This window comes from Alcanivorax sp., from assembly GCF_019431375.1.
Lineage (GTDB): Bacteria > Pseudomonadota > Gammaproteobacteria > Pseudomonadales > Alcanivoracaceae > Alcanivorax > Alcanivorax jadensis_A.
Genome location: NZ_CP080267.1, coordinates 1,210,070 through 1,233,721, shown reverse-complemented (window position 1 = coordinate 1,233,721; position 23,652 = coordinate 1,210,070). Strand labels below are relative to the sequence as shown.

16 protein-coding genes are annotated in these 23,652 nt (G+C 56.9%); 14 read left to right on the top strand and 2 right to left on the bottom strand.

Annotated features, from left to right (window positions below; translation table 11 throughout):
- Positions 1-21: 21 nt before the first annotated feature.
- The 9 genes from tssC to KZ772_RS05550 all read left to right on the top strand — a co-directional run bounded on the left by tssC (position 22) and on the right by KZ772_RS05550 (position 16,227).
- Positions 22-1,551, top strand: a complete 1,530-nt coding sequence (tssC, locus tag KZ772_RS05590; protein ID WP_290538840.1) for a type VI secretion system contractile sheath large subunit — start codon at positions 22-24, stop codon at positions 1,549-1,551.
- A gap of 154 nt (positions 1,552-1,705) precedes the next feature.
- Positions 1,706-2,191 (top strand): Hcp family type VI secretion system effector, encoded by a 486-nt coding sequence (locus tag KZ772_RS05585; RefSeq protein WP_290510958.1) that lies wholly within the window; start codon positions 1,706-1,708, stop codon positions 2,189-2,191.
- 61 nt (positions 2,192-2,252) lie between these two features.
- Positions 2,253-2,681, top strand: a complete 429-nt coding sequence (gene tssE / locus KZ772_RS05580; RefSeq protein ID WP_290510959.1) for a type VI secretion system baseplate subunit TssE — start codon at positions 2,253-2,255, stop codon at positions 2,679-2,681.
- The gene (tssF, locus tag KZ772_RS05575; RefSeq protein WP_290538839.1) at positions 2,665-4,377 is read left to right on the top strand and encodes a type VI secretion system baseplate subunit TssF; all 1,713 of its coding nucleotides are present in this window, start codon (positions 2,665-2,667) and stop codon (positions 4,375-4,377) included. The genes tssE and tssF overlap by 17 nt, the downstream gene beginning before the upstream one ends.
- Complete coding sequence (gene tssG, locus KZ772_RS05570; RefSeq protein WP_290538838.1) at positions 4,341-5,321, top strand: type VI secretion system baseplate subunit TssG; 981 nt, start codon at positions 4,341-4,343, stop codon at positions 5,319-5,321. The genes tssF and tssG overlap by 37 nt, the downstream gene beginning before the upstream one ends.
- Positions 5,322-5,336: 15 nt before the next feature.
- The gene (gene tssH, locus KZ772_RS05565) at positions 5,337-8,012 is read left to right on the top strand and encodes a type VI secretion system ATPase TssH (RefSeq protein ID WP_290538837.1); all 2,676 of its coding nucleotides are present in this window, start codon (positions 5,337-5,339) and stop codon (positions 8,010-8,012) included.
- 30 nt (positions 8,013-8,042) lie between these two features.
- A complete protein-coding gene (locus KZ772_RS05560; protein WP_290538836.1) occupies positions 8,043-8,972 on the top strand; it encodes a phage late control D family protein in 930 nt (309 codons plus the stop codon).
- Positions 8,908-10,308, top strand: coding sequence for a phage baseplate assembly protein V (locus KZ772_RS05555; RefSeq protein WP_290538835.1), 1,401 nt, complete (start codon positions 8,908-8,910; stop codon positions 10,306-10,308). The genes KZ772_RS05560 and KZ772_RS05555 overlap by 65 nt, the downstream gene beginning before the upstream one ends.
- Positions 10,309-10,410: 102 nt before the next feature.
- On the top strand, positions 10,411-16,227 hold the full coding sequence (locus KZ772_RS05550) for a contractile injection system protein, VgrG/Pvc8 family (protein WP_290538834.1): 5,817 nt from the start codon (positions 10,411-10,413) through the stop codon (positions 16,225-16,227).
- 37 nt (positions 16,228-16,264) lie between these two features.
- On the opposite strand, the gene KZ772_RS05545 is transcribed toward KZ772_RS05550, so the two are convergent.
- Positions 16,265-17,149: an SUMF1/EgtB/PvdO family nonheme iron enzyme gene (locus KZ772_RS05545; protein ID WP_290538833.1), complete on the bottom strand. Its 885-nt coding sequence runs from the start codon at positions 17,147-17,149 to the stop codon at positions 16,265-16,267.
- 293 nt (positions 17,150-17,442) lie between these two features.
- Here KZ772_RS05545 and KZ772_RS05540 point away from each other — a divergent pair, with 293 nt between their 5' ends.
- The 5 genes from KZ772_RS05540 to KZ772_RS05520 all read left to right on the top strand — a co-directional run bounded on the left by KZ772_RS05540 (position 17,443) and on the right by KZ772_RS05520 (position 22,616).
- A complete protein-coding gene (locus KZ772_RS05540; protein ID WP_290538829.1) occupies positions 17,443-18,420 on the top strand; it encodes a transposase in 978 nt (325 codons plus the stop codon).
- 65 nt (positions 18,421-18,485) lie between these two features.
- Positions 18,486-19,151, top strand: a complete 666-nt coding sequence (locus KZ772_RS05535; RefSeq protein ID WP_290538832.1) for a hypothetical protein — start codon at positions 18,486-18,488, stop codon at positions 19,149-19,151.
- The gene (locus KZ772_RS05530; RefSeq protein ID WP_290538827.1) at positions 19,148-20,101 is read left to right on the top strand and encodes an SUMF1/EgtB/PvdO family nonheme iron enzyme; all 954 of its coding nucleotides are present in this window, start codon (positions 19,148-19,150) and stop codon (positions 20,099-20,101) included. The genes KZ772_RS05535 and KZ772_RS05530 overlap by 4 nt, the downstream gene beginning before the upstream one ends.
- Positions 20,102-20,534: 433 nt before the next feature.
- Positions 20,535-21,512, top strand: coding sequence for a transposase (locus KZ772_RS05525; RefSeq protein WP_290538817.1), 978 nt, complete (start codon positions 20,535-20,537; stop codon positions 21,510-21,512).
- A 3-nt stretch (positions 21,513-21,515) separates the two neighbouring features.
- On the top strand, positions 21,516-22,616 hold the full coding sequence (locus KZ772_RS05520; protein ID WP_290538831.1) for a hypothetical protein: 1,101 nt from the start codon (positions 21,516-21,518) through the stop codon (positions 22,614-22,616).
- Between the two features lie 56 nt (positions 22,617-22,672).
- Here KZ772_RS05520 and KZ772_RS05515 read toward each other — a convergent pair whose 3' ends face one another.
- On the bottom strand, positions 22,673-23,560 hold the full coding sequence (locus KZ772_RS05515) for an SUMF1/EgtB/PvdO family nonheme iron enzyme (protein WP_290538830.1): 888 nt from the start codon (positions 23,558-23,560) through the stop codon (positions 22,673-22,675).
- Between the last annotated feature and the right edge of the window lie 92 nt (positions 23,561-23,652).

Here is a 23,652-nt window from a genome sequence, read left to right as displayed (position 1 = left end):
AGTGCAGCAAGGAGAGATTGCATGAGTACACAACAGACGCAACAGGCCACCACCGAGGTGGAAAGCCAGGAAGAAGGCAGCATCTACGAGCGCCTTTGCAGCATGGTGGACATCAACCCGGTGGGGCAGCCACTGACCCTGCAGACCTTTCACCACAGCGAGAACCTGGCAGAAGTGCCGCTGGAGCAGCGGCTGACGGCGGCGCTACAGGTCTTTCTCGACCTGGCCAGTCGCAGCGACAAATTCGATCGTATCGACAAAACCCTGCTGGACCAGTACATCGCCCGCATCGACAGCGCCATCAGCACGCAACTGGATGCGGTCATGCACCACCCGGAATTCCAGAAAGTGGAATCCGCCTGGACCTCCCTGAAGTTCCTGGTGGACCGGGCCGATCCCAAGGCCAACATCCGCGTGGAGTTGCTGGATGCCAGCAAGGAAGACCTGGCCGAGGATTTCGAGGATGTGCCAGATGTGACCCAGTCCGGGCTGTTCAATCATCTTTACATCCAGGAATACGACACCCCGGGCGGTGAACCCATGTCCGCGGTGATTTCCAACTTCGAGTTCGATTGTTCTGCGCCGGATATTTCCCTGCTCACGGAAATTTCCCGGGTGGCTGCCGCGTCTCATTGCCCTTTCCTGGGCAGTGCCGGCAGCAAGTTCTTCGGCAAGGATGCCATCGAGGAAGTGCCGAAGATTCAGGATATCGGCAGCTATCTGGAAAAAGCTGAGTACACCCGCTGGCGCAGTTTCCGTGAAAGCGAAGACTCCCGCTATGTGGGCCTGGTAATGCCGCGCTTCCTGCTGCGTCTTCCCTATGGGGAAAGCAATCCGGTGCGCCAGTTCAACTACCAGGAAAGCGTAGCCGGCGAAGACCACGAGAAATACCTGTGGGGCAATGCCACCTTCGCCTTCGCATCCAACATGGCGCGCAGCTTCAAACAGTACGGCTGGACGGTAAACATCCGGGGCCCGGAAGCGGGCGGCAAGCTGGAAAACCTGCCGCTGCATCATTACGACGTTGGCCGTGGTACCCAGGCCAAGATTCCTACGGAAATCCTGATTTCGGAAACCAAGGAACTGGAATTCGCCGAGGAAGGGTTTATTCCGCTGAGCTTCTACAAGAACAGCGACTACGCCTGCTTCTTTTCAGCCAATTCCACCCAGAGACCGGCGGAATATACGACAAAAGAAGCCACCGCTAACTCACGCATTAATTCGCGTTTGCCTTACATCTTCCTGGTATCGCGTCTGGCACATTACCTCAAGGTTCTGCAGCGCGAAAACATTGGTGCCAGCAAAAGCCGCCAGGAACTGGAAAACGAACTCAACGACTGGCTCCAGGGCCTGGTTACCAAGATGAACAATCCGGATCCGGAACTGGTGGCCAATTACCCGCTGCAGGATGGCTATGTGAAAGTGCAGAGCATTCCCGAAAACCCGGGCTACTACCGGGTGGACATGGCCGTCATGCCGCATTTCCAGATCGAAGGGGTGGATGTGCGCCTGTCACTGGTGTCCCAGCTACCGGCTGGCAAAGACGGCTGATCACTTTGGCAGGCGGGGGCCAGAAACTCCCTGCCTGCATGGAACACATCCTTGAGCCGTGAGTAACAACAAGGTTGTTGCCCTGGGGGGAGGGTGTGCGGGGCTGGCATCAGCCGGCCTTTGATAAAACTGAAACTGAACAGGAGGTTTTCTTATGGCGATTCCCGCCTATATGTGGATCAAGGACGATCAGGGGAGCGAGATTGAAGGGTCTGTTTCCATTGCAGATCGGGAAGGGAGCATCGAGGTGCTGCATTTCGATCATGAGCTGCGTATCCCCACCGATGGTGATACCGGTTCCCTGACCGGCACCCGCAAGCATGAACCCTTTGTCTTCACCAAGGGTTTCGACAGTGCGTCACCGTATCTGTACAAGGCTTGCAGCAACGGTCAGACCCTGAAGGAACTGGTGCTGCGCTGGTTCCGCATCGACGATACCGGCACCGAGAAGGAATATTTCCGTCACACCCTCAAGGACGTGAAAATCACTTCCGTGAAGCCGGTGATGCACAACGTGAAGGACATCGACAAGGAAAGCTATCCGCATCTGGAAGAGGTGTCCGCACGCTATGCTGCGATCACCTGGACCTATGTGGACGGCAACATCGAGTTCTCCGACTCCTGGACCGAAGGCCGCTAAGAGCCCGGGGGCGGATTTTGTTCGCCCCCACCCAATCCATTTTGTCGCATCACGAGGGATTATGTCCGCTGCCCTGTTCGAGATCATTCATGGCCGGTTTGCCGATGGCACACCGGTGGCGTCGCTGGAAGGCCGCGAGGCGCGCCTGCGTAGCATTCACGATCATCTACAGCGATTGCTCAATGCACGCTATGACGTGCTGGAGCATCTGCCCGAACATGGCCTGCCGGATCTGCCGTCTCTCTATGATGCCTTGCCCTATTCAATCGACACCCTCGCTCGCCTGGTGCGCGAGACCATCGTTCGCTTTGAACCGCGCTTGCAACATATCCAGGTAACGGCGCGACGGGAGAGCTCCACGGACTGTGTAGTGCAGTTGGAAGTGACCGGTGTGGTACCGGAAGGCGGCGTGGCCCGTTTCCGTACCTATTTCCAGAGCGACGGGGGTGCCGATATCAAGGCGGGAGCAGCCAATGCGCGAGTATTTTGAATCCGAAATGCGGTTGCTGCATGAGGCCGCCGCCGATTTTGCCAAAGCCCATCCCGAGCAGGCCAGGATGCTGAACCTGGCTGAAGTCCGTGACCGCGACCCTTATGTGGAGCGTTTGCTGGAAGGAATGGCATTTATCGCAGCACAGATCCGCACCCGTATTGATGACAGCGAAACCGCTATCAGTGAGCAACTGCTGGAGCAGCTGTGCCCCGGCCAGTTACGCGGCTATGCCAGCCGCACGGTGATGAACTTTACCCCGGATGCCAATGCCCAGGGAGGCAAGAGCCTGCCAGCTGGCAGCATTATCCGCTCCGCTCCGGTGGGGGAGGGCAGGCAGCAATGTCACTTTTCCACGCTGGCTGACTTACAGATCCTGCCATTGCAGGTCAGCGGCGTTCAGACCCGCGAAACCGGTAATGGCAGCACTGAACTGACCCTAACACTGGCCCATGCTGGCGCCGGTAATCTGGCGGATCTGGATCTGTCTACTCTGGACATTTACCTGCACTGCGACCCGGCGCTGGCGCTGGCGTTGTGTCATGGCCTTAGCCGGCCGAACGGAAAGCTGGGCTTTTCGGTGGATGGCTCATCCTGTGGTGAACTGGACGCCGCTGATGTCAGCATGCCGTATCTGGAGGAGTTGTCCCATACCGGTCACCACCGCGGGCTGCCCGGTTTTTCCCTGCTACAGGATTATTTTGCCTGGCGGGAACGGTTTTTCTTTATTCGTATTGCCGGCCTGTCGCAGCTGACCTTCCCGGACAAGGGGCGTGAATGTCAGTTGCAAGTGGAACTACCTTTGCAGCTGCCGGCGGAGCATCAGCTCAAGCGCGAGCATTTTCAGCTTAACTGTGTGCCGGCCATCAACCTCTACGAGCTGGACGCGGACCCTCTCGATGTGGATCAGAAACGGGCGGAATACCGTTTCCTGCCGGACCAGAAATACCCGGATACGGTGGTTCTGCATGAGATTCTGTCGCTGACCGGTCGCGATCATCGCAGTGCCCGGCTTACCGACTACCAGCCGTTCTACCGTGCCCATGATTTCAGCCAGGGCGAATACTGTTATCGATTAACACGCCGCGATCTTGGGCTGGCCACGCCGCAACCGTTTATCAGCCTGTCCGGCCCCGGCCTGATTCCGGCGCAGACGCTGTCTGCTCGTGTCAGAGTCAGTGACGGCTATTTGCCACGCCGTTATCTGGCGGAAAACCAGATTACCCGGCCCGGCGAGGGCGTGCCGTCGTCCCTGTCGATCCGCAACCTCAATCGCCCCTGCAGTTACCTGCCGTGCCCGGACAGCAGCGCCTATCGCTGGCAATTACAGGCACTGATGCAGCTTTCCGCAGTGGGGCTGGCCAACCGCAACAGCCTGCAATCACTGATGGGCTTGCTGGACTGGACGGACCGGCAGGAAAACCAGCGTCGCCGCCAGGCCCTGCAGGAGGTGAGTGTCACGCCGGTGACTCGGATGCTCAAGGGAATGCTCTACCGGGGTGCGGTGGTAACGGTGCAGCTCAGCCAGGGTGACTTTTTATCGCTGGACGATATCTACCTGTTCGGCTGCGTACTGCACCGTCTACTCAGCCAGCTTGCGCCGATAAACGAGAGCGTGGAATTGCGCGTTATCGCCCAACCCAGTCAGAAGGAGTTTGTATGGGAACCTCAGGTGGGTTGCGCGGCGCCGATGTAATGCAGGGGCTGTTACGAACGCCCCAGCAGTTTGATTTTTCCCAGGCCATGGAGTTGCTGGAAGCCAGTGACCCGGAAGGGGCGGTGTTTGGTCAGGGGCTGGAAAAGCGGGTGCGCCTGTTGCCGGATGACAATCTGGTTTTTCCAGCCTCGGATATTCGTGGCTGCCAGCAACAGTCAGCACAGTTGACCTTGTTGATGGGCTTTTTCGGTTTGTATGGCGTTGATGCACCGGTGCCCCATTATCTGCTCGACAGGACCACCGCCGAGGATGACGATGCCGCACGCATGCGCGATTTCCTCAATATTTTCAATCCGCGCTTCTATGCCCTGTTGTACCGGGCCATGCAGATTTCACGACCGGCGGCGGGGCGCTTACCCGCCGCCTTCCGTGGCAGTGCGGATGCGCTGTCTGGCCGGCTTGGCGGAGACAATGGCCAACAGGTTGAGGCTGACAGGGACAGACGCTATTTCCCGGTAACGAAAATCCGCAGCGCCGGTGGCTTGCAAACCCTGCTACGGGATCGTCTGCCCGGCATCGGCGTGGACGTGCAGGATCGGCAGCCCGCCTGGCAAGCCCTCGGCGAAGGCTGTGTGCTGGGCCGCAATGACTGCGCCCTGGGGGATAACGCCATCCTCGGTGGCCAGGCCTATATGGCCAACGGCAATGTGGCCGTCCGCCTGGGCCCGGTGGATTCCCGGGCCGCACAACAATTACTGCCCGGCCACAGCCAGGGCGACAACCTGAGACAACAACTGGATGACTACCTGCAAGGGCAGGTGGGGGCCGAGCTGCAAATCCGCGTGTGTCCCTCGCGGCGGCGCAGCGTGGGGCTGGGTACCGATGAACAGCGTCTGGGCTGGTCTGCCTGGCTGGGTGAACGCCTGCAACAGGAATATGTCATCCGCGTGGCACCGGAAACCGCGCGCAGTAACGGGAACTAATCCATGGAGGGGAACATGCAAGGTCAAACCATCCGCCGGCTGGTGGAAAAACTCAACGATACCTGTGCCCGCGCATTGGAACAGGCGGCGGTGTTCGCTGCCGCGCGCAGCGATTACGAAGTGCGCATTGAGCATGTGCTGATCAAATTACTGGAAAGTGATCTGCGCAATGACCTGCAACTGGCATTGGCCCACAGCGGCATCAGCGCCGATCAGGTGTTCGAATCGCAGATGCAGGCTCTGTCACGGCTGCGCACTTCCAATCCGGAAAAACCGGTGTTCTCCGCCCGTCTGGTGCAATGGCTGGAACAGGCCTGGCTGGCTTCCAGCCTGTATTACCAGGGCGACACCATTCGCAGCATCAGCCTGCTGGATGCCTTACTGGAACTGCTGCCGCGCCTGGGCGACAACGCTTTTGCCTTGTTGGAGTCCATGTCACTGACGCAATTGCGCGAACACTTTGCGACCTGGACGGCGGCTTCCGTAGAGCAGCCGCGCAGTGCCACGGATGTTACCGACGAACCGGGCAGTGCCGGCGCCGCATCCCGCCCGGCAGGCGAAGAAGCGTTGAGCCAGTTCTGTCAGGATTTTACCGCCGAGGCCCGTGAAGGGCGTCTTGATCCGGTGGTTGGTCGGGGTGACGAAATCCGCATGGCGATCGATATCCTCTGTCGCCGCCGCAAGAACAACCCTATCCTGGTGGGTGAACCCGGGGTGGGTAAAACTGCGGTGGTGGAAGGTCTGGCCCAGCAAATCATTAACGGTGAAGTGCCCGAGGCACTAAAAGACGTGCGCTTGCTGGGGCTGGATCTGGGCCAGTTGCAGGCCGGGGCCAGCGTCAAAGGGGAATTCGAGCGTCGCCTGAAACAGGTGATCAGCGAAATCCAGCATTCACCCACTCCGGTCATTCTCTTTATCGATGAGGCCCATACCCTCATCGGTGCCGGCGGCGACGCTGGCCAGAACGATGCCGCCAACCTGCTCAAGCCGGCCCTGGCCCGGGGCGGCATGCGCACCATCGCCGCTACCACCTGGGCGGAGTACAAGCGCTACTTCGAACGGGATGCGGCCCTGGATCGCCGCTTCCAGCGGGTTCCCGTTGATGAGCCCGATGGCGAGCGGGCGCTGCTGATGCTCAGTGGCCTGAAGGACAAGTTTGCCGATCACCATGGCGTACACCTGACCGACGAAGCCTTGTCTGCCGCTGTCACCTTGTCCCAGCGCTATATCACCGGTCGCCAGTTGCCGGACAAGGCCATTGATGTGCTCGATACCGCAGCTGCCCGGGTGCGACTCAGTCAGGCCAGCCAGCCCAGGGGTCTGTCACAGGGCGCAGAACGTCTGCGTTATCTGGAGCAACGGCTGACCGCCCTGCAGCAGGATCAGGCTCAAGGGCTGCCTGCCGATGAACGTCTGCGCCAACAATTGACGGCAGAGCAGGATCAGGTAGCCGCCGAAATGGAAACCACCGAACAGCGCTGGCAGCAGGAACAGGCCACCGTGGCCGCCCTGGATGGTAGTCGCGAAAAGCGCGAGGCGCTGCATGCGGTGCAGGCCGGTGAGCCCATGATCCACCCGGAAGTGAATGCAGCCACGGTAGCGTCGGTCATCGCGGACTGGACCGGGGTGCCGCTCGGGCGCATGCAGCGTGATGAAGTGTCGGTGCTGCGTGATCTGGAGCAGCGCCTGTCGCAGCGGGTGGTGGGTCAGGATGGCGGCTTGAGCATGCTGGCGCGAACCCTGCGCGCCGCCAAGGCGGGGCTGCGAAAAAACGAAGGGCCCCTGGGTGTCTTCCTGCTTGCCGGCCCCAGCGGTGTGGGCAAAACCGAAACGGCCCGCGCCCTGGCCGATGAACTGTTCGGCGGTGAGCGATTCCTGGTCAGTATCAACATGAGCGAATACCAGGAAGCCCATACCGTGTCCCAGCTCAAGGGCAGCCCGCCGGGGTATGTGGGGTTCGGCGAAGGTGGCGTGCTTACCGAAGCAGTGCGCCAGCGCCCGTACTCGGTGGTCCTGCTGGATGAAGTGGAAAAAGCCCACCCGGATGTGATGAACCTGTTCTATCAGGTATTCGATCGCGGCGTATTGCGCGATGGGGAAGGGCGGGAAATCGATTTCCGTAACACCGTTATTCTGATGACCTCCAACCTGGGCAGCGACACCCTGCAACAGCTGGCGTTGCCACCGGAAGAAGAACCGGCGCAGGCACAGGACGATCAAGCCGATAACAACGATAACGACGGTGAAGAGGAGAACCCCTGGCAGGCACCAACCGATGCACAGCTGATCAGCGCCATCGAGCCGGATCTGCGCCGCCATTTCGCCGCCGCCTTGCTCGCCCGCATGCAGGCGATTCCTTTCCGACCTCTGGATCAGGACATGCTCAATGCGGTGGTGGCCATGCGTCTGGATGCGGTAGCCCAGCGGTTGATGCAGGCCCACGGCATTACCTTCCGGGTGGACCAGAAAGTCATGGAACAACTGTCGCGACAATGCCAGGTGGCCGAGAGCGGTGCCCGCCAGGTGGAATCCGTCATCGAGCAGCAACTGATGCCGGGCCTGGCCCAGCAATTGCTGGGCTACATGGCCGACGACGACATGCCCGACATTCTGACCCTGGAACTGGATGAACAAGGGCAGATCACGGCCGTCTTCGCGGACCAGCCGGTGCCGGAATCCCTGAGCGCCTGACGATAACCACAACACAACAAGGACAGTTCCATGGGTATCGACAAGTATCTGGACCGAGCCAAAGACCTGATCGGTGACACAGGGATTCCCTCATCGGGCAAGTCGGCACTGTCCGGCTCGAGTCTGCCTTCCGTTGATGGTGGCGGTTTGCTCAATGGCAATATGTTGTCCGGGTTGGCTAACGGGGACGTTTCCCTGGACAGCCTGAAAGCCTCTGTCATGCAGCAGCTGGAGCAGGCCGCCGGCGGTGCCATGCAGCAATTGATGGACGCCCCCAAGTGTCGTTTTTTTATTGATGTGGCAGGCATGGGCGACGAGGCCCTGGCCGTGGAATGTTTCGCCTCGCAGGATCTGGCGCTGTCGTCCCTGGGACGCATGCAGGTGGATGTGCTGGCGCGCATCGAGCCTTCGCTAGGCTCCCTGCCCGGGGAATCTGCCACCCTGAGAGTGGAAGGAAACGGCGGTCAACAACAGCACTTTGCCTTCATGGTGGAAGCGGTGGAGGAGCTTGGCGCCAGCCCGGAAGGCGCTCGCCTGCGACTGCATCTGGTGTCGCCGCTGTTTCCGCTGGCCCTGAATCGTCACAACCGGGTCTTTCTCAACAAGACCGTGCAGGAAATTATCGAACAGGTGCTGGAAGAAGCAAGCTTCAACGCCGATGACATCACCATCGAGTTCAGCCAGCCCCAACCTGCGCGAGCCATGACCGTGCAATATGAAGAAAGCGACCTGGATTTTCTGGAACGGCTGCTGGCCCGTGACGGCGCCTTTTACGCCGTAGTCCATGGCGACAGCGGCCCACACTTTCACTTTCATGATGACAGCGTGGCCCTGCAGGAAAACCTGGGCAGCGCCATGCTGGAGTTTCATGTAGAAAGTGGCCAGGCAGCCGGCAGTGAGCGCGTGTTTCAGGTTACCCGCACCCATTCACTGGCGCAGCGGTACGTTCAATGTTTATGACCATAATCCGGACACTCCGGATAACCCGCCCCAGGGCTATGCCGAAGGCTTGGGCGGTCGGGGCGACCAGTGCTATTGGGGCGTTAATGCCGTGGACGCGGAGCAGGGCAATGCCATGGCCCGCGTTCGCTGCGAAGTAGAAGACGTACAGCGGCAGACGGTGATCGCGCGGGCCGACACAGGCCAGTTCGTACCCGGCATGAAGCTGATCCTTGCAGGCCACCCCAGCCACGACGGCGAATGGCTGGTGGCTGCGGTGAGTATTCAAGGTGACCAGCGTGTGGGCCATGCCTTCGGCCAGAACAGTGACCGTCCCGGCCTGCAAAGCGAACTGACCCTGGTGCCGGTATCCATCCCCTGGCGCAGCACAGCGTCCTGGCAGCGGGCACCGGTTCACGGCAGCTTTGCTGCCGTGGTGGAAGGGGATGGCAGCGATTATGCCTACCTGGACGATCAGGGCCGTTACCGTATCCGTCTTCCCTTTGATCTCAGTGATTCACCGCAGGGGGAAGCCAGCCCGCCGATACGCCTGATGCAACCCTACGGTGGCCCGGACAGTGGTATGCACCTGCCCCTGCATGGCGGTACCGAAGTGTTGCTCAGTTGCGTCAACGGCGATATCGACCGCCCCATTATCCTCGGCGCTCTCAGTAACCCGGCCACGCCGGGGCCGGTCACCGCGTCCAACCCCAGTCAGCATATCCTGCGCACCCGCGGTGGTAACGAATTGCTGATGGAAGACCGGGCTGGCGAAGAACGCATCGAACTGTTCACCCATGAACGAAAAAACCGTTTGAGACTGGATGCCCGGCAAGACGCCCATCAGGTAACCCTGGAAAGCGTGGAAGGGGATATGGCACTGCGTGCCGGTGGCAACATGACCACCGAAGTGGGCGGCTCGCAGAATACCCAGGTTGGCGAAGATCAGACAGTGACCGTGGCCCGCCATCTCAAGTTGATGACTCAGGAAGGCGAGGTGGAGCTACAAGCCGGCTCGGACCTGCTGTTCAAGGCCGGCGACAATCTTCGCATGGCAACGGACAAGGGCGACATGACCCTGCATGCTGGCAAGGATCTGATTGCGAAAGCCGAAGCCAACTTCTCCATGGACGTGGTGTCCGGTGACGCAACAGTGGTGGTGGATAACGGCAAGCTGGGCATGGATGTACAGGGTGCCATCACGATTCGTGGTTCAGGCAGTGCACCCATTCGCCTCAGCCAGGGCGGCGGCACCATTGAAATCACTCCCGGGGGGGATCTGATTATTGACGGCCCCAATGTGGAAATCTCCGGTGGCTCCATCAAGGTGGATGGCCAGATGGTAGGCAGTAACTAAAACCTTCACCCGGAACAAAAGCAGGGTGGGGTAGCCGTAGGCGTAACCCTCCACCCCAGGATCGACGTAATACGCATAACCAAGCAATCAGGGAAGGCTGCGATGGGTTGGCTGGATAATATCGAAGGCAAACTGGACGACGCTCTGGATGACGTCAAAGAAGAAATTGGTGAACGGCTGGAGCAGGCTGGTGCGTCATTGTTTGGCAACGGTAATGAAGGCCTCGGCGGGGGTGAAATTGCCCTCACCGTTGATGGGCTGCCATTGGAGCCCTATGCCCTGACTGCGGATTCTTCTCTCAATCAGATCAGCGAGTACCGGTTTTACTGTGCGGTTGCCGTGGGCGTGGAAGCGGGCAGCTTTCTGGACAAGCCGGCGCAGTGGAGCTGCACCAGTGCGGATGGCCTGAGCCGGGATTATGCCGGCAAGGTGACTCGTATTGATCAGGGGCGGGTCCTGCCTGATGGGCAGGAGGAGTGGGTGCTCACCGTAGCCTCAGGCCTTGCGGCGCTGCGACAGCAATCCCGTTATCGCATCGTTCATCGCCGCACCGTCATCGAACTGGCGGAAGAGTTACTGCAGGAATATGGCCTTACGGTGGACAACCGCACCCATGAACACTATCCGCCCATGGACTGGACGGCGCAGGTAGGAGAAACCGACCTGCAGTTCTTGCAGCGCCTTCTGGCCCGGGATGGCATCTGGTTCTATTCCACCTTGGCAGAGCAGGGCGAGGTCATCGTCCTGGCCGACGATCAGCACGGTGCCAGCCGCGCAGACCGGGGTGAGCTTGCGGTTACCGCAGAAACCGGCGGGAGTCGCAGTGTGGCTGGCCATGCCACGGTTGCATTGCGCCGGTCGCGTCGCTATTACCGCTGGCAGCCCGACCGCAGCCGGGTTCATCAGCAAGTGTGTCCATCGGAAGCCGCTGCTCTGACACGGGAAAGTCAGTCATCGGCAGGCAAGGTGGCAACCCAGCAAACCTTTTTCCTGTCTGGCAGCGGTGATGCCCATGCCGCTCTGACGCAAGCACGCCTTGAGCAGGAAAGGCAGCAATGTCGGTCCCATACCATTCTTGTGTCGGGGGCGGTGGGGGACTTGCAGGCTGGTCAGTGGCTTCCCGTTGAAGGGCATGGCCCTTGCCTGATTACTCGTGCTGCGCTTACGTTTTCCTCCCCCAGAAACCACCTGGGTAACAGCCCCAATGGATTTAGCTGGGAGGCTGAGCTACTACCGTTAGCGCAGCCCTTTCGCCCGGCGTTGCCTGCTCAAATCTCGCTACCCCTGGTTTTCCCGGCACGGGTCGAAGCTGGCGGCCCCTATAGTCATGTGGATGGCATGGCCAGCCGTAAAGCCCGCATTGATTTTGACGATGGCGACCAGCCTCTTACCGAATCCAGCCCACCCCTACGCCAGCTACAGCCCCACGGCAGCTTGCCCGGCAAAGACGGGCAAGCCACTGGTTGGGACTGGCCGCTGAGAAACGGTGCTGAAGTGCTGTTGACCTGCCTGAACAACGACCCGGACAAGCCGTTGATACTGGGCTATGCACCCGCAGCATCCCAACCGGGCCCGGTGAGTAACCGAAACGCGCCGGAAAATCGTATCCTTACCCCGGCCGGTCATTTGTTGAATCTCAATGACAGAAAAGAGGCGCAAGCAATTACCCTGAACACCCCGGATGGGCAATGTCTCCTTGATCTGGACGCCAACAGCGAAAGCCCGCTGGTGACTCTCGCCTGTGAGCAAGGGGCATTAGTGATGCGCGCAGGCCAACATCAGAATATTGACGTCGGAAAAAACAGCCAGATCCGCATCGGTAGCGACAGCACAACGCAAGTCCTGAACCGCTCTGTGAATCACACGGACTCCGGTGTGATTCACCACCAGTCCCAGACCAATACCCATCTAACCGCCACCGACAATGCGGTGCTGGAATCCGGCAAAAACCTGGAACTGTACAGTGCTGCCAACAACCAGCTTCGAGTACAGGGAAGCGCAACCATTACTGCCAGGAAAGGCTTGGCCAGCAAGGTCGGCGGCAACCTGCACCTGCAAGCGACCGACGCCATCGACATCCGTGGCGATGGCAGCGGAGATCTCACCCTGCATCAGGGGGGTGGCGGTATCACCATTAAAGCGAATGGCACGGTGCGCCTGTTCGGCAATACGGTGACGCTGAAGGGGCAAAGTGGCGTTACCTTCAATGGCGACAAGGAATACGGGGTGCCCAAGGGGGTCAAGGCGGATAAGCCGGTGCCGATGCCTGCCAGTGCGATCACCCCCGTGGCAGAGATGGACCTGGACCCGGAATGGCAAGGCGAGTCTTCCTCTGCACAGTTGCGCTCAGTGAGATGGCAAGAGCAGACCGTTCAGTTGGGCGATGAAACCACAGCGATAGTGCGCGTCCGAGGTTTGAATCCCGATGAGACATTATCGCTCACCCTGGTTGAGCGATATGGCGACAATGAGCGAGATATAGAAAGCTGGCAGCAAACGATAGAAAAGACAGCCGGCGATATCCGCGTGCTGTGGCCAGTCAGCTTGCCAGGTGGTGTGATTCAAGTGACCGGTGATGAGGAAGATTCGGCACTGTTGACCCGGGATTATCTGCTCAGGGTCCGCTATCAAGGGCAGGTACTCGATACCGAGCTGCCCCTGAATATAATGGATAGTCTGAGGTTTACTCCGCTCTCTGAAGCGGGAGGGCCTCTACCGGAGGGTACCCCGGGAAGCCTGGAGGACAGCAACGGCGATATTCATTATAGCCAGGTGACGAATGGGCTTTTGACTTTTCCCGGGGTGCCTTTAGGGCAAGCTCGTTTGAGCCTGGATCATTATGAACATCTGAGCCAGCCCGAATACCAGGCTGCTACAGAGCAACAGGAGGGTGCTGAAAGTTGTTCCCTGCGAGCCTGCTCCAGAGCAGAACTCTGTCCCGTTGATGACGATGAAGCCACAGAACTGACCTGCAAGTTGGCTCCGATTGAGGATCTGGTGATCATTCCGGCCAGTGAAGAAGTCCTGTTGCTGACCGGCGCTGAGGTGCAACGCCTGGAGCGACTGGAAGAGAAATACAACGCGCCGGTGATTGCCCTTCAGGAGGCTATTCAAGCCGGTGACGATCAAGCAGTGGATAATGCCAAAAAAGAGCTGGAAGCATTATTGGCGCAACCCGCCAGTAATAACGGCGGTAGCAGTGAAGGCGACAATGGCAACCCTCCACAGTATGCAAAAGGAGGGAGCGCCTCACACACCATGATGGAAGTGGTCCGCCCCCGAAAACTGGGAGGAAGCCAGTTTTCCTTCATTCCCAGTGATGCCCTTGCTTACCACCGCCTTGAAGGTGACCGCCGTTATACCGTGCAAGGCATTCGAGACTCGCTGGACTATGGCACCAATGACATGCCTGCTGATGAACAGGCAGAGCAGAGGAAAAGCAAACTGCAGGAAGCCTTTGGCAATGTATCGGCCAAGATTAAAGGTGAAGTGGAGCTGATCGACAAACGTGAGGGACAAATTCAATCCCGGCAATTGCTGAAGGCATTAGGGCCAACAGCCACCTTGGCCGAGATTCTCCCGGATAGTTGGTTTGACGCGGTGGATGGCTGGGTAGAAAAGGTCAATGAAAAGGCACAGTTCGCCATAGGCTGGAAGGAGAGCCGTAGGAATAAGGCGCTGGCATTGCTGGGTCAGGATGAGATTGATCAGAGTGGTCTGGGGCAAGCGCAGGATTATCTGCAACAGGTGTGGCCAGAAGAGCAGGATAAGCCGCAATGGCTTGATGAGTTTATTACCCTGGAATCACTGTCCCAAGAACAACGAGGCCAGTGGCACACTACGATCAGTAACGAACCTTTGCCCCCCGAACGTTTCTCTGTGGATGGGGGCGCGTCTTTTATGCGCTATGTGGGTGGTGCTACAGCATCATTTGAGCTTGACGCAATGAAAGGGATGGTCAGCGCTGAGGCGAAAGCAGAGCTGGACCTTTCACTGGCCCAGGGGCGTGTGCGTGGTCAGTTCCTGCTACCCGATGACACCGGCTGGCAGGCCAGCTTCACGGTTCGACGTCGAAGCACTCAGGTCAGACTGGCGCAGGCGAGGTCGTTGGTGCAAACGGCCTCGATTGATCAAGGCAGCTTTCCCTCACCACGGGTTATCAGCCTTTTAAACCAACGACTCAAAAAGCTGAAAGTCGATAGTCAGTTGACCCGAACGGAAATGCGGGTCGATGCTATTGGCCGTAATGCCAGTGGCGATTACTGCCCCTATCGTACTCGTGCCATCCAGGGTTTTCTGTTGGGGGATGTCAACGGTTGGTTGTCGTTGTTCCGCGAGGGTGTCTGGGGCAATGCAGAGCAGCAGAAAATGATCAATGCTTTGGGGCCACTACGCATCACCAGTGACCAATTGGCGGGTCAGATACTATCAATGATGAGTGGCGATCTGTTGGACGGTTTGACTGGCGAGAATGCATCAAGCCCCTTGCCGCCCGGCGATGAAAAGGAACTGCGTGTACTGATTGTTCAGTATTTTCAGGAATACAGAGATCTGTCTCTGATCGGTGCCATGAGTTTTTACTCCAGCGAGGTTCGCAGCAACTTCCACCAATGCCAGCCACCGAATAGCCAATCATACTGTGAGCAGATGCGACGCCCAACGGGCAATGGTGACATACTACTCAATCCGTTTCGCGTGACAGAAGTCAAAAATGTCCTGCAGGACGAAGAGGCCAGGCTGGGTGCCTTCCGGTTCGACGTGACCACCAGCTTGACAGGCTTTGCCGGTGCCAATCTGCTGGCGTCCGGCAAGATCTACATCAACCCCAAGCAAGGGAGCCTGGAAGCCATTGGCCTGCGCTCGGACGCCCCCTGGCCAGACGAGAAAAGCCAGCGTAGCGGCATGATCAACACGGAGGCTCTACCGGCACCCGCTGATAATGTGAAAGTGGCCAAGAGTACCCGCTCGCCATTTGACACCGAACTGGATGACCAGCAAGGGGCTAACGTAAAGCTGGAAGCGTTCGTGGGGGTAAAAGCCACTCTGGGCATCAAGGGGGGGCTGATGTGGCAGCAACCTCGTGCCAGCCAGTTTAAGCCGTTGGGCAGCGTGGGCTATACCGCCACCGGCATGGCCGGCATCGGCGCAGGGCTGGATTTTCAGGTCGGGTTTGATATGGAAACGGGTCGTTTTGTAATCCACTGCAAGGCCGAGCTGGCCTTCAAGGTGGGGGTTGGCGGAGGCTTTTCCTTCACTGTGGACGCGGTGCATGTGAAGGACTTTCTGGTACTGCTCTATAACGAGTTGAGCGATGCGGAATTTAATATAATCGACTTGTTTGTAAAAGAAGGTGATCTGAATACTGCATTTGATGCCTTCTGTTCCTTCCAGTACGAACTATTCAAACGTGGTGGAGTGATCGGCGTGGCCGCCGGTGCTACTGCTACCGGTGGTTTACTGGCGGTTAGCGCGGTGCAGGGAATATTTAATCTGCGGCGTGAGTTGCTATTGAGATGGGAGGAATGGGACGACGATAGCGAAACAGCTCACCGGCTGGCAGAAACCTTACTGGATGAGGCCGAGGCACAGGAACTACTGGGTTACGCCTTCCCGGAAACCAAGGGGCGGCTCCTCAATACGCTGATTTCGGCAGGCACTACCCACCGGGATATCAACCTGCTCTCCGGGGGGCTGGATGAACGCCGGGAGGAAGCTGTGGTAGTAGTGTTAGAGAGCATTCAGCACGCGCGGGAGTACCAGGAAGTGATGGAGCATATGGGGGTCAACATTCCCGTCAACGATGGCCCTGCTGAGAAGCTGGTTCGGGCTCTAGACAATGAATTGCGGTTGTTGACCTTCCTGGATGGTGAAGAGCGAACTCGCTTCCAGAGCATCTCGGAACGTTTTACGGGCAGATGAGCTTTGCTGGGCAAGCCCCCCGATGGGGGCTTGCCAGCTATTGACTCTCTACTTTAGTCGCAACGGAGGTATTAATGGCATAGGGCTGGTTGACCACACAGCGAACGCCGCCTTGCTTATCGTCAGGCTCGGTAGCCCGGGCACGTCGAAATAGCACGTTGTAACGTTGTGTTCCCCCAACGCTTCCCCCTCTAAGTAACTTTTTGGTGCCTGAGGCAGGCCCTTGAGGGTTTACCCCGGGAGATTTCTCATAATAGTTTTTGTCATGCCAGTCCAGCACCCACTCCGCCACATTGCCGGTCATATCGTACATTCCCAATGGGTTGGGTGGATAAGTGCCAGAGGGTTCCGGGTGCCAAGGCGTGTTAGGGCCGCCCCGATAATTTCGTCCCCAATCCTGTGTGCCATCATCCGTGGCATAGAAGGCCCGACTGGTTCCCCGGCTGGTGGCGGCATACTCCCATTGGGCTTCAGTCGGTAGCTCAAAGGGCAGACCTGTCAGCTCGCCCAGCCAGTGGCAATAGTTCTGGGCGTCATACCAGGTAAGTCCCCAGGCAGGATTTTCGGGCTGCCTGGATGGTTTGCCAAAAGATCTTTGACTGGGTTTTCGGGCTCCTGTGGCTTCGGCAAAGGTATCAAACTCCCAATAAGACACTTCGTAAGCTTGAATCGAATAGCTATCAAGGGTCACCTCGACAGTTTTGGTGACTTGCGGGTGCCCCATGGTAAAGGTGCCGCCTTCCACGAAGACCAGAGATTCCAGTGTATGATCAATCACCTTTTGCTCAGCCTCGCTGATCTGCGCACTATTGCCGCAGGCGGCAAGCAGGGAAAGGGAAAAGAGTGCGAGGCAGGGGGTAAGTGAAAAAGGGTATTTCATGTGCATGTGGATACGTTCCTTGTGTTTGAAATAGGCGTCCATTGCCGCTGTCAACCCTAGCAAAATGCGCCCGTGATGTCTGTGTTCCGGGGTAAGATATTGACAAGAATAATGTGAATGTGACGCAGGCAATGCTGCAGTGCGGCACTTCGCTTATGGGAAGCAGAATTGACACAGAATTGAGGACACGCATGACTTGGAGAATCTCTCAAGGAGGCAGAATTGAGGACACGCATGACTTGGAGAATCTCTTACACTGAGCGTAGCAAATTGCTGATTTTGTACTAATTATTTGGTCAGTATTGTCGAATCATGGATATGCAAGGAGGCAACCCATGACCCGTGCTCGCTATACCCAGGTATCCCTGGACTCTACCCCTTACTACCACTGTATCTGTCGCTGCGTACGACGGGCCTTTCTTTGCGGGAAGGATCGCTACTCCGGCCAGAACTATGAGCATCGTCGCCAGTGGGTGGTAGATCGTCTGGCCGCCTTGGCGGAGGTCTTTGCTATCGATCTCTGTGCTTATGCCGTGATGTCCAATCACTACCATCTGGTTCTCCGCATCAATCAAAAAAAGGCGCTGGCCTGGACAGATCAAGAGGTTGCGGAGCGCTGGATGCTGCTGTTCAGTGGTCCTCTTATCGTGAAGCGTTGGATCAAAGGACAGACTGAGGAGGGGGAATCCCTCAAGGCTCTGGACATCATTGGTCAATGGCGTGAGCGGCTTCATGACCTGGGCTGGTTCATGAAATGCTTGAATGAGTATCTCGCCAGGCGAGCCAACGAGGAAGATTGCTGCAAAGGTCGCTTTTGGGAAAGTCGCTACAAGTGTCAGGCGCTCCTGGATGAAAAAGCGTTGCTGCAATGCATGGCGTATGTGGACCTTAATCCTGTACGGGCCGATATGGCGAGAACACCAGAAGATTCGGATTACACCTCAGTCCAGCAACGTGCCAGAAAGCTGGCAGGAGATCAGTGCGCTAAACAACCGGATCTTCTTCCTATGGTAGGCGCAGAAACCGTCGACGCTGACGATGATGACACGCTTTGTCGGTTCCGGTTAATGGACTATCTGGAGCTTGTGGAGGGTACGGGCAGGGCGGTACGAGAAAATAAACGAGGGTCAATACCCGAGCAAGAGATGAAAATATTGGATCGCTTGGGGATAGACGAGAAAGCCTGGCTTTCTCATATGAGACCAAGAAAACAACGCCAGCCTGTTGCAGTAGGGGCCTTGGCCAGGCTCCGTGAGTATGCCCAGGAAACTGGCAGGAAATGGGTAGCCGGGCAAAGCTTGGCGGGGTGGTAAGTCATGTTCTTCTTGGTTGAGTTTATGCGTGTCCCCTATATCTCGTTGATGAAGATGGCCGTTTTATGCTGCGTGCCAAAGCGGGTATTGTTTGTGGTATTGGCGCCAAGGGGGAGCTGAGTTACACGGTCCAGGTAGATCATATTGCCACCTTCGTGGCCTTCTCTTACCACTCCCTGCGGGATGCTGACTACAGCACTGGCATGATCATGGAGGAGGCCGCCGAAGAGGCGATGATGGCGCTGATGTATTATGTTCTGTGGAGAGGGGAAAATACGGTAGCGGAGATAAAAGAAACCTATCAGATAATGACCACGGTTCTTCTTAACTGGAGAAATGAAGCTTCCGGGATTTTGCCCAAAGCCCGAGATATTCTGGATACGCTCAATGATTCCCCCTGGTTCCGTTATTCCCCACCGGGCCTGCTGATCCGCCTGATGGAAAGCTTTATGAGTCTGGGCGATGAAGCCCGCTTCAAGGGTGACGTCAACATGCAGAAGAAAGTAGATAAAGGCTTGGCCGCTATTGGGCATCACAGCCAAGGTGAAAATGAGTGGCAGACCATCGTTCGCGGTGTCGCTGCCCGCACCAACAGCACCCCCGAAGGGGTGGAAACCCGGCTGGCGCAGCTCCGGCTCCCGCGTACCAACCAAATGCTGGCCCGGCGCCGGCAAATGCTGCCGGCCATTGCCCTGGCCGACCAACCCTTACGCACACAGGAGATAGCATGAAGTGCTCATTGATGGCCGTGCTGACGGCGTTACCGCTTGGCGCGTGCGCTGATGCCGGTCAACTCAAGACTGAAGTGACAATCAATGAAACGCTCCCGGAAGAGGTGCAAACGGTATTGCGTCGTTCCGTCGAAAATCTGGTTTTTGTGGAGGGGGGGGGCTTTCAGATGGGTGATGTTGGTGCCTACATTACGAATAAAAGTTTCAATGAGGGGCCATTAGGCTCTTATGAATTTGTTGATAAAAACCACCCCGATGCCATGTGGATGCCTTGGGTATTTCAGGCTGCAGGAGAAAAACGCACTGCAGAACCCGTCCACAAAGTCACCCTTTCCAGCTATTCCATGGGGAAGTATGAAGTGACGTTTGAAGAGTTTGATGTTTATACCCAATTTACAGAGAAGCCGCTGCTGGTCGAACGTAAGTTGGGAAAAAGAAGCCGAAAACCTGCAAAACCGGTTCGCTATATGACATGGCAGCAAGCCCGCGATTATTGCTTTTGGCTGGGAGAAAACACGGGCCTTAATATTGACCTCCCCACAGAAGCTCAGTGGGAATATGCGGCGCGCAGCCGGGGCAACAAGGTGGCGTATGGCACGGATACCGGCATGCCGAAAAAGGGAACCAATATCGGGTCTGGTCTCGGTGTGGAAAAAGTTGGATCTTATCCGCCGAATCCACTCGGCTTGTATGACATGAGTGCTAACGTCAAAGAGTGGGTTCTGGACTGGTTCGACCCGGATTATTACGCCAATTCTCCCGAAGTGGACCCACAGGGGCCGGAAAGCGGCACTGAGAAATCAGTACGAGGTGGCAAGGTGGTTTTGCAGCGCTACCACGAACCACCAAAAGCCGCCCCCAGAATCACCGAGGAATTTGGCTATGAAGGGCATCCCTATGTCGGCTTCCGCTGCGTGGTTAATGAAGACAAGCCTATTATCCTGAAATAATTGTCTGTGAAGGAAACATAATAGCGCTTCGAGTCACGTTAGCTTTTCCCGCCACAGAGGAATGCACTGAAACCTATGCCCAACGGGGCGGCCAGGGGCGCCTTGTCTTCGACCACAGAGAACAAACTCATGGCGAGGTCAGTCCTCCCCTGCGCGACAGTGCCCGCATCCTGCGCACCTGTCTGAACGAAGGGCCGGATCAAGCCCTTATCCTGGGCTAAGCTCCTGCCGTGAAGTCCGCTTCAAGGGTGACGTCAACATGCGGAAGAAAGCAGACAAAGGACACGCACCGAATAAACACAAACGCACCGAATAACGAATAAAGGACACGCACGACTTGGAGAATCTCTTACACTGAGCGGAGCAAATTGCTGATTTTGTACTGATTATTTGGTCAGTATTGTCGAGTCATGGATATGCAAGGAGGCAACCCATGACCCGTGCTCGTTATACCCAGGTATCCCTGGACTCTACCCCCTACTACCACTGTATCTGTCGCTGCGTACGACGGGCCTTTCTTTGCGGGAAGGACCACTACTCCGGCCAGGATTATGAGCATCGCCGCCAGTGGGTGGTGGATCGTCTGGCCGCCTTGGCGGAGGTCTTTGCTATCGATCTCTGTGCTTATGCCGTGATGTCCAATCACTACCATCTGGTTCTTCGCATCAATCAACAAAAGGCGCTGGCCTGGACAGATCAAGAGGTTGCGGAGCGCTGGATGCAGCTGTTCAGTGGTCCTCTTATCGTGAAGCGTTGGATCAACGGACAGACTGAGGAGGGGGAATCCCTCAAGGCGCTGGACATCATTGGTCAATGGCGTGAGCGGCTTCATGACCTGGGCTGGTTCATGAAATGCCTGAATGAGTATCTCGCTAGGCGAGCCAACGAGGAAGATTGCTGCAAAGGTCGCTTTTGGGAAAGTCGCTACAAGTGTCAGGCCCTTCTGGATGAAAAGGCTCTGCTGCAATGCATGGCGTATGTGGATCTTAATCCTGTACGGGCGGATATGGCGAGAACACCAGAAGATTCGGATTACACCTCAGTCCAGCAACGTGCCAAAAAGCTGGCAGGAGGTCAGTGCGCTAAACAACCGGCCCTTCTTCCGATGGTAGACGCAGAAACCGTCGACGCTGACGATGATGACACGCTTTGTCGGTTCCGGTTAATGGACTATCTGGAGCTTGTGGAGGGTACGGGCAGGGCGGTACGAGACAATAAACGAGGGTCAATACCCGAGCAAGCGATGAAAATACTGGATCGCTTGGGGATAGAAGAGAAAGCCTGGCTTTTTCATATGAGACCAAGAAAAAAACGCCAGCCTGTTGCAGTAGGGGCCTTGGCCAGGCTCCGTGAGTATGCCCAGGAAACTGGCAGGAAATGGGTAGCCGGGCAAAGCTTGGCGGGGTGGTAAGTCATGTCCTTCTTGGTTGAGTTTATGCGTGTCCCCTATATCCGCTCGGACGCCCCCTGGCCAGACGAAAAAAGCCAGCGTAGCGGCATGATCAACACTGAGGCGCTACCGGCACCCGCTGATAATGTGAAAGTGGCCAAGAGTACCCGCTCGCCATTTGACACCGAGCTGGATGACCAGCAAGGGGCTAACGTAAAGCTAGAAGCGTTCGTGGGGGTAAAAGCCACTCTGGGTATCAAGGGCGGACTAATGTGGCAGCAACCCCAGGCCAGTCAGTTCAAGGCGTTGGGCAGTGTGGGCTATACCGCCACCGGCATGGCCGGCATCGGCGCAGGGCTGGATTTTCAGGTCGGGTTTGATGTACGGACAGGGCGATTTGTAATCCACTGTAAGGCTGAGCTGGCTTTTAAGGTTGGGGTCGGTGGAGGTTTTTCCTTCACGGTGGATGCAATGCATGTGAAAGACTTTCTGGAGCTTCTCTATAACGAACTGCGCGACTCTGAATTCAATGTTATTGACCTGTTCGATGACGAAGACGGTCGCAATCGTGCATTCGATGCCTTCTGCTCGTTCCAGTACGAATTGTTCAAGCGCGGTGGAGTAGTCGGTGTAGCCGCTGGAGCTGCTGCTACTGGTGGTTTGCTGGCTGTTAGTGCGGTCCAGGGAATATTTAATCTGGGGCGTGAATTGCTCTTGAGATGGGAGGAATGGGACGACGACAGCGAGGCGGCTCACCGACTGGCAGAAACATTACTGGATGAAGCTGAAGCACTGGAACTGCTGGGCTATGCCTTCCCGGAAACCAAGGGGCGGCTCCTCAATACACTGATTTCGACAGGCACTACCCACCGGGATATCAATCTGCTTTCCGGTGGGCTGGATGAACGTCGTGAAGAAGCGGTGATTGTGGTCCTTGAGAGTATTCAGCATGCCCGCGAATACCAGGAAGTGATGGAGCATATGGGGGTCAACATTCCCATCAACGATGGCCCTGCTGAGAAAATGGTTCGGGCTCTGGACAATGAATTGCGGTTGTTGACCTTTCTGGATGGGGAGGAACGAAATCGCTTCTTGAATATCTCAAATCGCTTTGCAGGTGAATGATGCTTCTTTTGCAAAAATACCTGGCACCCTTGAACAGCGTGCCAGGTGGGGATTTACTAGTTGCTGTTCTTTTTCTCCTTTTTTACAGAAGAAAAAGCAATGACCTTGGGTTGATTGACAACACAACGAACGCCGAATTGTTTATCATCAGGTTTACGGCCAGGGGAGCGGCGGTATAAGATATTGTAACGTTGTGTGCCAACAACGCTGCCTCCGCGGAATATTTTTGTTGTTCCAGTCTCAGGTCCTTGAGGGTTTATCCCCGGAGACGTTTCATAATAGTTTTTGTCGTGCCAATCCAGCACCCATTCCGCCACATTGCCGGTCATATCGTACATTCCCAATGGGTTGGGTGGATAAGTACCGGAGGGTTCCGGGTGCCAAGGGGATTCACTCCCGGGATAGTTGCGACCGTAATCCAGTGTGCCATCATCGGTGGCATAGAAGGCCCGGCTGGTTCCCCGGCTAGTGGCCGCATACTCCCATTGGGCTTCGGTGGGTAGCTCAAAGGGCAGGTCTGTCAACTCACCCAACCAGTGGCAATAGTTCTGGGCGTCATACCAGGTAAGTCCCCAGGCCGGATTTTCGGGCTGCCTGGATGGTTTGCCAAAAGATCTTTGACTGGGTTTTCGGGCTCCTGTGGCTTCGGCAAAGGTATCAAACTCCCAATAAGACACTTCGTAAGCTTGAATCGAATAGCTATCAAGGGTCACCTCGACAGTTTTGGTGACTTGCGGGTGCCCCATGGTAAAGGTGCCGCCTTCCACGAAGACCAGAGATTCCAGTGTATGATCAATCACCTTTTGCTCAGCCTCGCTGATCTGCGCACTATTGCCGCAGGCGGCAAGCAGGGAAAGGGAAAAGAGTGCGAGGCAGGGGGTAAGTGAAAAAGGGTATTTCATGTGCATGTGGATACGTTCCTTGTGTTTGAAATAGGCGTCCATTGCCGCTGTCAACCCTAGCAAAATGCGCCCGTGATGTCTGTGTTCCGGGGTAAGATATTGACAAGAATAATGTGAATGTGACGCAGGCAATG